Source organism: Chitinophaga sp. YIM B06452, from assembly GCF_039655965.1.
Taxonomy (GTDB): Bacteria; Bacteroidota; Bacteroidia; order Chitinophagales; family Chitinophagaceae; genus Chitinophaga.
The window spans coordinates 146,475-162,743 of record NZ_JAWLKY010000006.1; the positions used below are offsets into that span (position 1 = coordinate 146,475).

12 protein-coding genes are annotated in these 16,269 nt (G+C 54.0%); 10 read left to right on the plus strand and 2 right to left on the minus strand.

The genetic code is table 11. The annotated features are described in order from the left end of the window. The first annotated feature begins 320 nt into the window (after positions 1 to 320). The 5 genes from R3I13_RS23645 (at position 321) to R3I13_RS23665 (ending at position 8,462) form a co-directional block, all read left to right on the plus strand. Complete coding sequence (locus tag R3I13_RS23645; protein WP_346320456.1) at positions 321 to 1,487, plus strand: FecR domain-containing protein; 1,167 nt, start codon at positions 321 to 323, stop codon at positions 1,485 to 1,487. 206 nt (positions 1,488 to 1,693) lie between these two features. After that, on the plus strand, positions 1,694 to 5,047 hold the full coding sequence (locus tag R3I13_RS23650; RefSeq protein WP_346320457.1) for a SusC/RagA family TonB-linked outer membrane protein: 3,354 nt from the start codon (positions 1,694 to 1,696) through the stop codon (positions 5,045 to 5,047). 9 nt (positions 5,048 to 5,056) lie between these two features. Further along, positions 5,057 to 6,481: a RagB/SusD family nutrient uptake outer membrane protein gene (locus tag R3I13_RS23655; RefSeq protein WP_346320458.1), complete on the plus strand. Its 1,425-nt coding sequence runs from the start codon at positions 5,057 to 5,059 to the stop codon at positions 6,479 to 6,481. Positions 6,482 to 6,536: 55 nt separating this feature from the next. Beyond that, positions 6,537 to 7,664 (plus strand): TlpA disulfide reductase family protein, encoded by a 1,128-nt coding sequence (locus tag R3I13_RS23660; RefSeq protein ID WP_346320459.1) that lies wholly within the window; start codon positions 6,537 to 6,539, stop codon positions 7,662 to 7,664. Between the two features lie 141 nt (positions 7,665 to 7,805). Next, positions 7,806 to 8,462 carry a sigma-70 family RNA polymerase sigma factor gene (locus R3I13_RS23665; protein ID WP_346320460.1) on the plus strand — a complete coding sequence of 219 codons (657 nt, stop codon included), beginning with the start codon at positions 7,806 to 7,808 and terminating at the stop codon, positions 8,460 to 8,462. Here the strand turns inward: R3I13_RS23665 and R3I13_RS23670 are convergent. Continuing rightward, entirely contained in the window at positions 8,419 to 8,808 is a 390-nt protein-coding gene (locus tag R3I13_RS23670) for a VOC family protein (RefSeq protein WP_346320461.1), read from the minus strand. The two genes, R3I13_RS23665 and R3I13_RS23670, sit on opposite strands and share 44 nt — an antisense overlap. Before the next feature lie 29 nt (positions 8,809 to 8,837). Further along, entirely contained in the window at positions 8,838 to 10,748 is a 1,911-nt protein-coding gene (locus R3I13_RS23675) for a PKD domain-containing protein (protein ID WP_346320462.1), read from the minus strand. A gap of 120 nt (positions 10,749 to 10,868) precedes the next feature. Between R3I13_RS23675 and R3I13_RS23680 the strand changes: the two genes are divergently transcribed. Genes R3I13_RS23680 through R3I13_RS23700 form a run of 5 tightly spaced genes read left to right on the plus strand, consistent with a single transcriptional unit; the run spans position 10,869 to position 16,199 of the window. Beyond that, on the plus strand, positions 10,869 to 12,017 hold the full coding sequence (locus tag R3I13_RS23680) for a putative sensor domain DACNV-containing protein (protein ID WP_346320463.1): 1,149 nt from the start codon (positions 10,869 to 10,871) through the stop codon (positions 12,015 to 12,017). A gap of 40 nt (positions 12,018 to 12,057) precedes the next feature. Beyond that, a complete protein-coding gene (locus R3I13_RS23685) occupies positions 12,058 to 13,371 on the plus strand; it encodes an ATP-binding protein (RefSeq protein ID WP_346320464.1) in 1,314 nt (437 codons plus the stop codon). Position 13,372: 1 nt separating this feature from the next. Then, a complete protein-coding gene (locus R3I13_RS23690; protein WP_346320465.1) occupies positions 13,373 to 14,623 on the plus strand; it encodes a tetratricopeptide repeat protein in 1,251 nt (416 codons plus the stop codon). Beyond that, complete coding sequence (locus R3I13_RS23695) at positions 14,620 to 14,940, plus strand: cupin domain-containing protein (RefSeq protein WP_346320466.1); 321 nt, start codon at positions 14,620 to 14,622, stop codon at positions 14,938 to 14,940. Before R3I13_RS23690 ends, R3I13_RS23695 begins: the two co-directional genes overlap by 4 nt. A gap of 8 nt (positions 14,941 to 14,948) precedes the next feature. Then, entirely contained in the window at positions 14,949 to 16,199 is a 1,251-nt protein-coding gene (locus R3I13_RS23700; RefSeq protein WP_346320467.1) for a tetratricopeptide repeat protein, read from the plus strand. Positions 16,200 to 16,269 lie beyond the last annotated feature (70 nt).

The following is a 16,269-nucleotide window of genomic DNA, read 5'->3' on the forward strand; positions in this document are numbered from 1 at the left end:
GGGAGGGGCGACGAAGCAATCTCATTCATTGAACGGAGGTAACCCTAATATTGGCGGGAGATTGCTTCGTCGCGCTTTCCGCAACACAGAATCCCTTGCGGCACCTCGGGATGACGGGCTTTTCTCCGCTTCTTGCAATAAATACCCCCATTATCCACATACATCATTTCCTTCGATGTTATTTTTGATCTCTTCCGGGAACTCAAACCATACCATTCCCTTCCCTGCTCCACAGAATAATTCTTTTTCCCCGGCAACAATGATTTTTTTACAAACTGATAGTGACAAGTCATTTTCACGCGCATCTTATTATATAGACCATGGATCATACACGTATATATCACCTCGTCAGGCAATACCTGGGGAAAAGCCTGACTGAAGCAGAACAGGCTGAGTTCCAGCGCCTGTTGCAGGACCCTGCGCAACAGGAAGACCTGCAGGCAGCGTTTGAAGCGCTGGCAGGCGAGCTGGACATAAACGCCGCGCAGGATAAAGAACTGCTGCCCTTGCTGCAGGTAGCCCTGGAAAGCGACAAGCCGGCTCCCCGCGTCCGTTACCTGCGCCGCTGGAGCTGGGCCGCAGCTTCCGTTGTCCTGCTGCTTGCTGCGGGCATTTACTTCCTGACGGCCCAGAAAAAAGATAACCAGGATGCGGTGGCCGTGAAGCCTGTGGAGATAAAACCAGGCAGCCAGGGCGCGATCCTTACCTTGGCCGATGGCTCCGAAATGGTGCTGGACAGCCTGGGCAATGGCCTGGTAGCTCAGCAGAACGGCGCCCGCGTAGTATTGACGAACGGGCAACTGGCTTATGATCCCGCTGAAAGCTTAGGCGACGCAGTTACCTTCAATACGATATCCACGCCCAAAGGCAGGCAATTCCGTGTGAGCTTGCCTGACGGCACGCAGGTATGGCTGAATGCAGCCAGCTCCATCCGGTATCCCACCTTTTTCTCGGGAAGTGAAAGAAAAGTGGAAGTTGCCGGTGAGGCCTATTTTGAAGTGGCAAAGAACGCGAAAATGCCCTTCAGGGTAAGTGTTGCCAACAGGGCGCAAATAGAAGTGCTGGGCACTCACTTCAACCTGAATGCTTACGAAAACGAACAGGCTATCGCCACCACGCTGCTCGAAGGATCGGTGCGCGTTTCCGCTCCCGGGGCGGTTTCCCGGGATGTGACCCTCCAACCTGGCCAGCAGGCGCAGATAGCGCGGTCAACATCCGGGATAGAAGTCATTAAAAATGCGGATACCGACCAGGCTGTTGCCTGGAAGAACGGCGTGTTCCATTTCGAAGGCGTTCCGCTCGCAGAGATCATGCGCCAGCTGGAGCGCTGGTACGATATTGAGGTGGTGTATGAAAACGGTGTTCCAAACATTGCATTTGAAGGGGAAATGACCAGGGATGTGCCTTTGAACGGCCTGCTGGTCATGCTGAAGAGAACCGACATACATTTCCGCATCGAAGGCAGAAAACTTATCGTCATGAATTAATACGAAGGGACCGGCTTAAAAAAAACCGCCACAGTTTAGGCCTGTGACGGTGGAGAGACTTAGCTGGTCCAAAACGGTCTGTCAACCAATTTTATTAACAACCAAATCTGCTGCAATTTATGCAAAAAAACTGCTATTGGCCACCTGTGCGCCCGGGTGAATGCGGGCGTTCCTTTCGGGGATGCCGGGCTAAAATCATCAGGGTTATGCGATTAACCGCCATTTTATTGACCACCGCTCTTATTCATGCCCATGCCAGCGGCCGGGCGCAAACCGTCACTATTTCCGGGAAAGACCTGACCTTAAAGCAGGTGTTCACCGCTATAAAAAAGCAGACCGGCTATGTGCTGTTCAACCAGAAAGGAGCGCTCGACGGCACAAAGCCCGTAAGCCTTTCCGTTCATGACCTGCCCCTGCGGGACCTGCTGGGTGTTACTTTTAAAGACCAGCCGGTAGAATATGTCATCCAGGGTAAAACCATTCTTGTTTCACGAAAACACCTTCCCGTATCCACTGAGCGCCCAGCTTCTCCTTCCGCCCATTCTACTGAAGCATTTATCCCGGTCACGGGTCTTATCCGCTCTGCTGACGGCAAGCCCCTGGCGGGCGTGAACGTGGTGATCACGGGAACGAATAAAGGGGCCGTTTCGGCCGCCAACGGAACTTTTTCCATCGACGCCAATGAAGGCGATGTGCTGAAAATTTCTGCCGTCGGCTTTGCGCCGCTTTCCCTGCGCCTCACAAAAGATAATTTCCAGGTACTGCCTGGTGGCAAGCCTGGGGACGGCCTTTCGAAACTGGTCTCTGCGAGCCCCTCCGCGCTCGTTATTATGCTGGCCCCCAGCACTTCGCCGCTGGATGAAGTGCAGATAACGGCCTACGGCACCACGACAAAAAGATTCAACGCCGGCAACATCACCACCATTACATCAAAGGAGATCGCCAAAAACCCGGTAAACAACGTGCTGGAAGCACTGCAGGGCAAGGTGCCCGGGTTGTTCATCCAACAGGTCACCGGTCAGCCCGGCGGCGCTTTCGAAGTGAGAATGCGCGGCTCCGCCAATCTTATCACCGGCGCCACGCAGCCGCTGATCATCGTGGACGGCGTACGTTACCCCGGCGGCACCCTGCCGCTTTCCAGCAATACAGCCTATGGCACGAAGGATTTCCTGCAAGGCGGCAGCGGCCTAAACTACCTCAATCCAAACGATATTGAAAGCATCGATGTGCTCAAAGATGTGGACGCCACAGCCATCTACGGCTCCTCCGGCGCTTATGGCGTAATATTGATCACTACCAAGAGATCCCGGTCTGCCCAGCAATCTTTCAACGCCAATATCTACACCGGCGTATCCGTCAACGGCCGCACGCCTCCCCTGCTCAATACCGAACAATACCTGATGCTGCGCCGCGAAGCGCTGAAAAACGACAATCTCGCTATACCAGCCGGCGATAATGATCTGAACGGCACCTGGCCGGCTGACCGGCACACCGACTGGCGCAAGGAATTCATGGGGAAGGCCGCCGCTACAACCAACCTCAATCTCTCTTACAGCGGAGGCGCGCAGAACACCACTTACCTCATCAGCGGAAGCCTCCGCGATATGGGCAATATACAGCGGCACAGGGGCACCAACAGGGACGGCTCGCTCCGGTTCGCGCTGAACACGGGCACGAATGACGGCAAGTTCAACATCTCCATCACCAGCACCTACCTCTCGTCGAAAAACGATATGGTGCCTTATGATTTCTCCGTCAGCGCACTCACGCCGCCCAATGCGCCCAAGCCCTATAACGAGGACGGCAGCATCAACTGGGCAGCTATCGGCAACGACCCGAACAGCAGCGGCACGGCAAGTAACGCCAACAGGCTGTACGAAAATGTAACGAACAACCTCCTGGCCAATGCTACCCTGGTGTACCGACCCATTAAAAAAGTAACACTGCGCACCATTTTCGGGTATAATACTCTCACCGGGAAAGAACTGATCGGCTACCCCACTTCCGTATTCAACCCTTCGAATACACAGGCCGCCACACAAACGGTAGGTATCCTCCATCAGTACAACAACCGCTCCTACACCATTTCTCCCTATGGAGAATTCAATACGCTGGTAGGCAAAAAGGGCGATCTCAGCATCAAACTGGGCGGCGAGCTCAACAACCAGGTTTCGTATTTCAACGACATCACCGGCAAAGGCTTTCCTTCAGACGCCTTGCTGAACAACCCGTCCGTCGGGTCATCGGTGACGACCGATTACAACCTCACTGAATACCGCTCGATCGGCATGTATGGCATCCTGAAATTTGTGTGGGACGATAAATATATCCTTGACATCAATACGCGGCGCGACGGCTCTACCAAATTCGGGCCGGGCCGCCGTATCGGGAACTTTGGCTCTGCAGCGCTGGCCTGGATCTTCAGCGAAGAAAAACTGGTCAAAGACAACCTGTCCTGGCTCAGCTTCGGCAAGTTGAGGGTAAGCAGCGGCGTGGTGGGCGGTGACGCCATCGGCGATTTCCGGTATCTCGGCACCTATGGCGTGATCGGCGGCACTTACGACGGCAGCGCGGGGCTAACACCCAACTCGCTTCCCAATCCCCAGCTGAACTGGGAACGTAACTTCAACTCGGAAGCCGGCCTGGAATTGGGATTCTTCAACGACAGGCTCACCACCGATTTCAGCTATTACCTGAATCGCGCGGGCAACCAACTGCTGGATCAGCCCTTATCGAGCGTTACCGGCTACGGCGGCTATACGCTTAATTCCGATGCGCTGATCCAGACCAGCGGTATGGAGATCAGCCTGAGATCGACCATTATCAAAAGCAAAAATTTCACATGGTCAAGCAGCTTCAACATTTCAATACCGAAAAGCAAGCTGCTGAGATTGCCGTCACATACCGGAAAGAATCCGGACCTGGTACTGCACAAACCTGTTACCGGTGTATTGCTTTACAAATACAACGGCATCAATCCCGAGACGGGGTACTACAGCTTCACCGATGCGAAAGGTAAAACAGACGATTTCATGTCAGGACTGGAGCAGGCGGATAAAACGGAATTCATAGACCTGGCGCCGAAGTACTTTGGCGGGCTGCAGAATTCCTTCACGTACAAACAGCTGACGCTGGACTTCACCTTCAATTTCACTAACCGTACCGGCAAAAATCTTCTTGGCCAGGTGGGCTTTCCCTTCGGGATGTACGGCCTGAACGGTTCTACCATGTGGCTGGACCGCTGGCAAAAACCGGGCGATGTAACCGACATTCCCAGGGTGAGCACCGACCTGACCAACATATTCCGGCACTGGCTGTTCCAGAAAAGCACAGGCGCTTACAGCAACGCCACCTACGCACGCCTGCAGAATGTGAGCCTCCGCTATGCTTTCAGCCCGGAATTCAACAAAATGCTGCGTCTCAAAAATATGTCGGTTTACCTGCAGGGCCAGAACCTGCTGACCATTTCAAAGTTCGACGGGCTTGACCCGGAAAACATGAATGCTGCTGTGATCCCGCCTTTGCGCGTATTTACCGCGGGAATTAATGTGACACTTTAATGTATCAAAATGAAAATAAGATCTTCTTCAACATACCTGCTTCTCGCCATTGCTTTACTAAGCAGTTGCGAAAAATACCTGGACGGCACCCAGCTGCCGGCCAATACCATTGCGGCGACGGACGTTTATTCCAGCGACAACATGGTATCTACCGTGGTAACGGGGGTTTACCTGACCATGAACAACAGCGGGGCTTTCGCTGGATCAGCCAATGCCAACATCGGTTATACGATGAGCCTGTACACAGACGAACTGAGAGCGCTGGTCAGCGGCAATTTTGCGGACGTGTTCTATAAAAATGCCATCCAGAGCGGGCAAAGCGGCCACTGGTCAGATATATACAAAAAGCTTTTCACCATCAATACCGCCATCGAGGGCATCAACACCAGCAAAGGCAAGCTTGCTTACAAAGACCAATGGCTGGGCGAGTGTTATTTCCTGCGGGCTTATTTTTATTGCTACCTCGTAAATATTTACGGCCCCGTGCCACTGGCGCTGACGAACGATTATGCGGTCAACAACCGCCTGTTCCGCGCCCCGGAAGCGGACGTGTACAAACAGATCATCGCCGATCTCAAAATAGCGCAGTCCCTTTTAAGCAATGAGTACAGGAATGGTTACGGCGTCAGCACGAACAACCGGCTTCGCCCGAACAAAGCAGCGGCGACCGCCCTGCTGGCAAGAGCTTACCTGTATGCGAAAGAATGGGCCAACGCGGAAGCGCAGGCTACTGAGCTGATCAACAACACCAACTATGACATGGTACCGCTCAGCAGCGTGTTCCTTGCCAACAGCAAAGAAACCATCTGGGCGCTGGCTCCCGGCAGCCCGAAGCCTGCATATGAATATGCATTCTACAATAACGGTATGCCTGCGACCATCACACCGCCGCAGGGTCCCAATTCATCCTTTGTATACGCTGCCCTGAGCAACCATCTCATCAACGCCTTTGAGCCGGGAGACGCGCGTTTCAGCGAATGGGTCCGCACCCCTACCGTGGCCACCAGCCCGGAAACCGTATACCGCTTCCCCGCTAAATTCAAATCACCGGCCAACAACGCGGAATACCAGGTCATGCTGCGGCTTGCAGAACAATATCTCATCCGCGCGGAAGCCAGGGCCATGCAAAATAAAAGTAACGCGGCAGACGATGTGAATGCCGTGCGGCTGCGCGCAGGCCTGGGGGAATTGCCGGCAGGCAGCCAGGCCAGTTTGCTCGCCGCCATCATGAAAGAAAGGCAGACCGAACTGTTCACAGAAGGCGGCCACCGTTTCTTTGACCTGAAGCGGATCGGCGCCATCGATGCGGTGATGGCTACAGTAGCACCCACCAAGCCCACCACCTGGAAAAGCTATATGGCTTATTGGCCGATCCCGCCTAATGACCTGCTGCAAAATCCAAACCTGGAACCCAACCCGGGATACCTTCAATAACCGAATACACCCAGCAGGATGGCTTAAACCCGCCATCCTGTTATTAAACCTTTTTATGAAAAGAATTTTCCTGATAGCAGCCATGCTCACGCCGGGACTGGTATTTTCCCAATCCGGCGGTTATTCATTGACGATCAAACTCAACAAAGCAAAAACGCCTGCCAAAGCATATATAATCAAGTCATGGGGCTGGACCAACCAGCGGGTGCTCGACTCCGCGGTTTTCCACAATGGCAGCTTCCGGTTCAGCGGACAGCTGGATGAGCCTTCGCTGGTGCACGTGCTCATTGATCACGGCAGGCAAGGTTCCACAACCTGGGAAAAGACCGCTGACGCTATCGACCTCTACCTGGAGAAAGGCAATATTACCGTCACCGGCGCCAATACCATAAAAGATGCAACGGTCAAGGGAGGCCCTGTGAACAGCGACTACAGGCGGTATAAACAGACCGTACTGGCACATATGGAGCGGACGGTCAGGACGATCGATTCCGCATACCGAGCCGCGCCGGACCCAAAGCGCATGGACTCATTGATACAACAATTTCAAATGGCATCCGCGGTGACCGATTCCCTGAAGTACGTCTTCATCCGGCAAAACCCCGCTTCGTACATCAGCCTGGCCACCCTGATAGAAGTAGCGGGTAAAGATGTGGACGTACCAGTCATTGAACCTGTTTTCAAAACGCTGTCTCCCGCCCTTCGCAGTACGCCGGCCGGGAAAAAATTTGCAGAAGAACTGTATGGCCAGGGCCTGCTGTCCTACGGCGCGCCGGCGCCCGATTTTACCCAGAACGATGTGAACGGCAAACCGGTGAAGCTGTCTGACTTCAGGGGCAAATATGTGCTGCTGGATTTCTGGGCTTCGTGGTGCGGCCCCTGCAGGGCAGAAAATCCTAACCTGGTCGAGGCCTATCACGCATTTGCAGACAAGAACTTCACGATACTGGGCGTTTCGCTGGACCAGCCGGGTAAAAAAGCGGCATGGCTGGAAGCCATCGAAAAGGACGGCCTGCCATGGACACAGGTGTCTGACCTGCAAGGCTGGAACAATGCAGCCTCAAGGCTTTACATGGTACGCGCTATTCCGCAGAATTTCCTGATCGGCCCGGATGGGAAGATCCTCGGGAAGAACCTTCGCGGGAAAGCGTTACAGGACAAGCTGAAGGTGTTATTGAAGTAATATGTTTCCTCCCGGTTGCACTGCAGGCAAGGCATGCAGCCGGGATAATTCATTTTTTACCTGGCAACTTTTGGTTAGGCACTATAAAGTTGCAGCAAAATAGTATACTTTGCGAGAGAATTTCCGGGGAACAAACGATCATTGTCATTCAACCAAACATACAACGACAGAGAACTGTTTTCGCACATTGCGGAAGGTGACGAAGCCGCCTTTGCAACCTTGTTCAACATCTATTCCACCCCATTATCCCTGATCGCACTGCGCATACTGCAAGACGAAGTGGCCAAACAGGAAGCCATGCAGGAGGTCTTTATCAAGCTGTGGCTGAACAGGGACCGGCTGAAAGACGTGCAACACCCCGGCGCCTGGCTCCGGAAGATCACCATTCACGAATGCCTGCAATATCTCCGCAAAACTTTCCTGTACAACAGCAAACTGGAAAACATCGAACAGGATGGCGCCAGCTTCAACCATGCACTTTATACCATTTCCGTCAGGGAGATACAGAACGCAGTGAAACGCGCGTTGCAGGCAATGCCGCCCCAGCGCAGGACCATTTATGAAATGAGCCGGGAAAAAGGCATGAGCACGAAAGAAATAGCCGCCCGGCTTGGCCTTTCGGACGGGTATGTACGCAACACGCTGAGCGCTGCGTTGCAAACGATCCGCGGCTTCCTGCCGGAATCGTTGCTGCTGCCCTCCGTTATTCTTTTTATTATTTTTTTACAGTATTGTCCGGCTAAACTTAAGGACTTCACTTTTCATAAAGCTCCAGCGGCAAGCCATCAGGGTCTGTGAAAAAAGTGAATTTCTTCCCCGTGAATTCATCGACCCGCACGGGTTCCGGCACTACCCCGCTTTCCAGCAAGGCGGCTACCGCCTTTTCCATATCATCCACCTCAAACGCCAGGTGCCGCAACCCGCGGGCTTCCGGCGAAGATACGCGCGGCGGCGGCGAAGGAAATGAGAACAACTCGATGATGTAATTCCCGTTCAGCGCAAGGTCCAGCTTCCAGGAATCGCGGGCGGCGCGATAGGTTTCAGCTTTGATAGTAAAACCCAGCACTTCTGTGTAAAACTGTTTGGACCGCCCATAATCTGAGCAGATAATGGCGATGTGATGGATTTTGTTGAGTGCAAGCATGCAGCAAAATTAAGGCAGCTGCGCCAATTTTACCGGATCAGCGTCACAGTACCTTTACGGTTGAAAAGCCGGCCGCTGTAATCCGTGCCCTGTACCATCCATACGTAAGTGCCGGCCGGCGCGGGATCGCCTTTGAGCGTACCGTCCCAGGTGGCGGAGAGCGTGGAGGTTTCGAACACAAGGCGGCCCCAGCGGTCCCAGACCCTGAGGAAGTCCATTTTAGGCACGCCCGGCGCAATCACCCTGAAGTAATCATTCACGCCATCGTGGTTGGGGGTGAAACCGGTGGGCACGTAGAACTCAGGACCGGCGTATACTTTCACGAGCAGCTGGTCTTCTTCGCGGCAGCCTTCGGAGGAAGTGACAATGAGGTTATACAATTGGTCTTTCTGCAACACCGCTACGGGATCGCTGATGTAAGGATCGTTGAGGCCGGTGGAAGGCGTCCATTGATAATGCAGCCCCTCCCCGTCTGCCAGGGCATTGAGCTGCAGCGGCTGGCCGCGGGCTATGAGCGTATCGCGGCCCGCGCGCAGGTTGATGTCGGTAACGCCTGCCTGTATGCTCACCGGTTTGGCAACGCATCCGTCTTTCGAAACGGCATGCACCTTCGCGGAATATTTGCCGCCCGCGGGAAAACGGTAAGCCACATCTTTCTGCCGCAGGGTATCCTGCCCGTTGATCACCCAATACCATTTCGCAATATCGACCGCGGGCGTAAGGTTGGTGGCGGTGAACAGGTTATCCTCACCGATGCAGGCATTCCTGCCTGTGCCGCTCACTTCCGGCGAAGAAAAAACGGACATCACTTGTGTGGCCGCGCTGGCGCAGCCTTCAGCGGTTTCCACTTTAAGATGTACAGGATAATTGCCGGGAGCGGTATACGGCGCAACGGGATGCTGTGTATGCGCAATCTGGCCGCCGCCGAAGTCCCAGGTCCATTTGGCGGCAGTGCCCACTTTCACTTTAGTGGAATCCCTCATCTGCAGCGGATCGCCGAGGCAAAGCGGCTGCGGCCCGAATTTCACTTCAGGGTACGAGCCGATGGTCACGATATTTTTGAGGGTATCTGAAATACAGCCGCTGTTATCTTCGATCACCAGCTTTACTTCGTACTTCCCGGCCTCCGCATATAAATGCGGCTGCGGTGTTGGCGTGGTGAGAATGGTACCGTCCCCGAGATCCCAGCGCCAGCGGGTAATGTTACCGAATGAGCTGGAATTGTCTTTGAATGTGACCGGCGTACCGTCGCAAAAGATCTGCCCGCCATCGAAACTGAAGGAAGGATGCAGCGCGGCGCAGAACTGCTGCACGTTGGACGAGCCGCCGGTGGAGCCGGCAAACCCCCAGTACACTTTCGGGTTGCCGCCGAAGATGTCTGCCACCAGGTCTTTGTTCATGGTGATCCTCAACTCATTGTCCACGCTCACTTTCATGGTATGCGTCACGGCGTTCCATTCCACGCGGAAAAGGTGCCAGGCGCAGTCTTCGATGTTTTCATTCCCCTCCCGCAACATCACCGGCGCTACGAGGTCTCCGCCGGGCAACTGGTGGTTGCTTTCGCCGTTCATTTGTATAGAAAGATGGTCCCAGGGAGGATCATTTTCCGCGGAGTTCTGGTACGTATCCACCAATATCCCCAGCGAAGGGGAAATGCCTTTAAAACCAAGTCCCTGGCCGGTGGCGCCCAGGTTGGTGCCTTTGGTCTGCAGGATAAAACCGATACCGTCCGCCCCCGGCCCGTCTTTGCAACCGAGGTTGATCTCGAATACATAATTGAATGACTGCGTAAGGTCGATGAGATTTTTATTCCAGATGGTGCCGCTCAGGTTCTGCTGGTCAGGCGTGAGCACATAGCAATTGCAATTCCGCTGGGTAGCAGAGCCGTTCAGGATGTATGGCTGCTGGGTTTGAGCATAAGCCCCTGTAAACGCGTGCAATAAGATTATATACAGGATAAGTGATCTCGTCATGAAAGCTGGCACAGCTGTACGACAAGATATAACAAATCCCGTACTTGCGTTCGAAAAAGTCTAAATTAGCAACGAAATGAGAAGTATATGGACTTGAAGAACGGCACTACATATAATGCCGCCAATAACGTGGCGGGAACGATAGAAGCGCATTTCCGGAAACATCTTATTGCCGCCAAAGCCAACAGTGAAGACGAACTGGCAGCAGTGCCCTGCAAAGCGGTGATAGAAAAAATGATAGACGTGGCATTCTGGGCCAGCCTGCGCCGCGAAGAAGGCATTTCCACCCGCATATCCCTCGCCTACCTGCATCCTTCGCAGGCCAATAAACCTTTGTTGTTCGAACAGCGCCTTCCCCTCACGCCGAAAGTGCTGGCGAAGCTCGCGCCCGGCGTGGAGCGTGCCGGCGTGCATGTGGGCGTATGGCAGGAAGGGGAAGAATTATATATCTGGGGCACCACCATCAACCTGCCCAATTACTGTTTTGTGCTGGACGTCAGCGAGCCGGGCCTGCTGGTGGTGAAGCACCGCCGCGTGGCAGGGCTGGGCAAGTTCATCAACGTGGCCGTGCTGCAGGGCGATAATGTGAAAGTGGTGGACGAACATTGCGGCGTGAACGCAGACTGCCCGGGCATGCTGCTGTCGCTGCTCGGCCTCAGTTCTTCGCCGCTGTGGAACGACCCTACCAATGTGCTGATACAGATCGCCGTGAGTATGCGCGCCCATAAACGCGGCGGCATATTGCTCGTAACGCCCGCGGGCAACGACCGCTGGAAGGAATCCGTGATCCACCCGCTGCAATACCCGGTAAGCCCGGCGTTTTCCGGCGTGGCAGACCTGCTGAAGCTGGACAGCAACGTGACCAGCGAGATCTACTGGCAAAACGCCCTGCGCCGCGAAGTGGAAAACATCACGGGCCTTACCGCAGTAGACGGCGCCACCGTGATCAACAACCAGCAGGAACTGCTGGCTTTCGGCGCGAAGATCACCCGGGCCGTCAGTTCCACATCCGTGGAAGAAGTGCTGATGACCGAGCCCATCGTGGGCGGCACACCACTGCTGATGCACCCTTCGCGCATCGGCGGCACGCGGCATCTTTCAGCGGCACAGTTCGTGCACGACCAGCGGGATGCCCAGGCGCTGGTAGCCTCGCAGGACGGGTATTTCACCGTCTTCTCCTGGTCCGAGCCCTCGCAGATCGTAATGGCGCACCGGATAGACGTGCTGCTGATCTAAGCCATCCAATCCTTCATAAATTTGATATCTTAGTTTTGCTATGACACAAAATACGATAGACAGCTTAAGAGAAGCCCTCAAGTTCTCTCCCGAAAATATCCCGTTGAGGCTTCACCTGGCGGAAACCCTGTTTAACCTGAACCGGTTGGAGGAAGCGGAAAAAGAATACCTGGAAGCCCTGGGCATAGAGCAGAACGACAAAGCGCTGATCGGCCTTGCCAAAGTGTATTACCGAAAAGAAGCATACGCCACCTGCAACGTGATCCTGGAAGACCTGCTGAAATCGCAGCCGGACAACCTGGACGTGCTCGTGCTCTACACCCGCTCTTCGCTCAAAGAGAACGCCTGGGACAATGCCCGCGAAACCTACCAGCGTATCCTGGACCATTACCCGCACTTCACCGACGAAGAGCTGGACGCACAGCTGCGCGTGCGCGGGCAGGCTTCCGAATATTCCGAAGATGCCGGCGAAGACGAGATTTCACTGTTCATGCAAAAGCCCGACGTGAATTTTTCTGATGTGAGCGGCATGGAGCAGGTGAAGAAGGAGATCGAGATCAAGATCATCCAACCGCTGCGCCACCCGGAACTGTACAAGGCCTACGGCAAAAAGATCGGCGGCAGCATCCTGCTGTACGGTCCTCCCGGCTGCGGCAAGACCATGATCGCCAAGGCAACTGCCGGGCAGGTGAACGCAAAGTTCATCAACGTGGGACTAAACGACATCCTGGACATGTGGCTGGGCAACAGCGAGAAGAACCTGCACCGCATTTTTGAATACGCCCGCAAGCACACGCCCTGTGTGCTTTTCTTTGACGAGATAGACGCCCTCGGCGCAAGCCGCGCCGATATGAAACAGTCGGCCGGCCGGAACCTCATCAACCAGTTCCTGCAGGAACTGGACGGTGTGGAGAACGACAACACCGGCATCCTGATACTCGGCGCCACCAATATTCCCTGGCACCTGGACCCCGCGTTCAGGCGGCCCGGCCGCTTCGACCGGATGATATTCGTGCCGCCGCCGGACCAGGAAGCACGGGCGGCCATGCTCCGCATTAAATTAAAAGATAAGCCGACTGAGGAAATTGATTACGAGGGAATTAGCAAAAACATTCCCGAGTTCTCCGGGGCCGATATTGCGGCTGTGATAGACATGGCAATTGAAGAAAAACTCGAAGCATCTTTCCTGGAAGGCATGCCTTTGCCTCTTAAGACCAAAGACCTGCAAAACGCTGCGAAAAAACATAAAGCGAGCACCCGTGAATGGTTCTCCATTGCCAAGAACTTCGCATTATATGCCAACGATGCGGGCCTGTACGACGATATCCTTCATTACCTGAAAATCAAGAAATAGCATGCACGACCAGTTGCTCCAACGCGCGATCCTTTTAATGCAGCAGAAGAAATACCGCGAGGCGCAGGCCATTCTCAGCGGCCTGCTGGCGCAGGACCCGCAGAACCCGGACATCCTGAGCATGTTCTGCGAAGTGAAGATACAGCTGGACGATTTCCAGTCTGCCATGCAGCTGGCCAACCATGCCATCGGCATTGCCCCGGCAGACGACCGGCTGTTTTACCAGCGCGCGCGCATCTACCTGCAGCAGGAAGAATATGACCTTGCCGAGCAGGACCTGTCGCATGCCATAGAACTGGAACCTTACGACGCCGATTATTTCGCGCTGTACGCCATGATGCAGAACAGCCGCAAACGTTTTGAGCAGGCGCTGCAGTTATCTGAACAAGCACTTGAAATAGACCCGGAGAACATCTACGCACTCAATGCCCGAAGCACTGCGTTGCTGAAGCTGAACCGCAAGGAAGAATCCTTTGCCGGCATCGAAGGCGCCTTCCGCCACGACCCGGATAATGCCTACACCCACGCCAATTACGGCTGGGGCCTGCTCGAAAAAGGCTCGCCCAAAGATGCGCTCAAACATTTCCGCGAAGCGCTCCGCATAGACCCTAACCTCCAACTCGCACAGGCCGGCATGATGGAAGCGTTGAAAGCACGGTACTGGATATACCGCATTTTCCTCCGCTTCGCTTTTTTCATGGGCAACCTTACCGCCAAATACCAATGGGGCGTGATATTGGGATTGTACGCAGCCACCAGGGGATTGAACTACCTGGCCAACCACAACCCCACGCTGCAACCCTACGTAATGCCGGTGGTCATCCTGCTGGTGGCATTTGCCTTCTCCACCTGGATCATCACCCCGCTCAGCAACCTGTTCCTCCGTTTCAATCCATACGGCAAACACCTGCTTGATGAAAATGAAATAACCGCCTCCAATCATGTGGCTATCAGTTTGTTAGTTGGAGTTGCAGGAGTAGTTGCTTATCTGCTCACCGGGCTGGATCCCTGGGTATTGGTAGCCGTGGTGGGCATTACCATGATGATACCGCTGAGCGTGCGCCTGCTGCCTTCGCGCAACCCGCGCATGATGAATATTTACACCATCGGGCTGGGTATAGCCGGCGTGCTGGGTATCGCGACCGCTTTTATGAACCAGACCTACAACATTTTTGCCGGCGCCTACGTGGTGGGCATCATTGTTTTCCAGTGGGTGGTGAATTATATGTCGATAAAACAAAACAACCGATGAACCCGCAATCATTCCAGGACCTGCCCGCCCGCGAAGTGGTGCCGGGCTTTACAGGCCGTTTCCTGCACGGCGAAAAACACACCCTTGGTTATTGGGAAGCCAGGGCCGGCTCTTCCCTGCCTGTGCACCAGCACGCGCACGAGCAGATGTCGTACGTGCTCTCCGGCACATTCGAAATGGAGCTGGACGGGGTGAAACACACCCTCCATGCGCACGATGTGCTGCTGATCCCTTCCAACGTGCCTCATGGCGGTTATGCCGTAACAGATTGCCGGCTGATCGATTCATTCTGCCCGGTGAGGGAAGATTATAAATGAATGACATAATGGAACAGAACCTATACCGGCGCGCTGCAGTTCTGGTAGAGCTCAAAAAATATAACGAAGCCGGGCTTGCCCTCCAGGCACTGCTGGAGCAGGAACCGCTGAATGCCGAAGCATTGGAGCTGTTTTCCGAGGTAAAACTGCAAGCTGGCGAAACTGAAGCCGCCCTCAACATAATCACTACAGCTATCGGGCTCCGCCCTGAAAACGACCGCTTGTTCCACCAACGTTCGCGCATTTATTATAAAAAAAATGACTTCAATGCCGCTGCTAGCGACATCAAAGCGGCATTGGCATTGAACCCACGCCTTGCTGCGCACTTCGCACTGTTTGCGCTGATATCAATTTATAGAGGGAATTACAAGACAGCGCTTGAGATAGCCGACAAAGCCCTCCAGCTCGATCCCTTAAATACCATCGCCATAAATGCCCGGCACATGGCCTACGAGCGGCTGAACTACCGGGACGAAGCAGAAAACACCATCCTGCATGCTTTAAGTATTGATCCTGAAAACGAACTTTCACATGCCAATAAAGGCTGGAGCCTGCTTGAACAGAAAAAGCCCCGGGAAGCGCTGGCACATTTCAGGGAAGCACTTCGCATACATCCTTCATATAACTACGCACTGGCAGGCATAAAGATTGCGATCAGTGAACAAACCCAGCCTTACCGCGCTATACGCGCCTATGTAAACTGGCTGCAAAGCCCTACCGCGCTTAACAGGAATCTCCGTACGCTTTTTTTCCTGCTGCCGCTTGTTTCTATTATATTCTTCCGCCTGAAAAATGACAGAATAATACCATACGAGACATTACTGTTATTCACACACCTCGTTGTACTCTCTTTGGATGTCCTTTACCCTCCGATCGCGCTCCTTTCCATGCGGTTCCATTCTGACGGCAAACACCTGCTTACCAAAAAAGAAAACATTATTGCCCTGATAACAGGCGGCTGCCTGATCTTCGGCCTCGCCGGACTGCTATGCTACCTGGTAATCTTGATTCCGGCAATGCTTAAAATTTATATAACGTCCATCTCATTGTTGCTGCCGCTCGCCAGCTATACGAAGCTGAATAAGAGCAAAATAAAGGATAACATACAGGCCGTCATTGCCGCCGGCATGGCCGCCATATTACTCATAGCCGCCATTATCACCACCTCAATCTGGCGGGATGGTACAAACTTATTCTACACGTTCTATTTTATATGGGCCATTTGCCTGAACATTACTGCTCCCAAGGAGTACAGGTAGACAATCGCCCCTCCTATAACCGTTACCCTTTCCGCCTTTTTATTTCCCGGATCTAACCGGTATCTTGGGC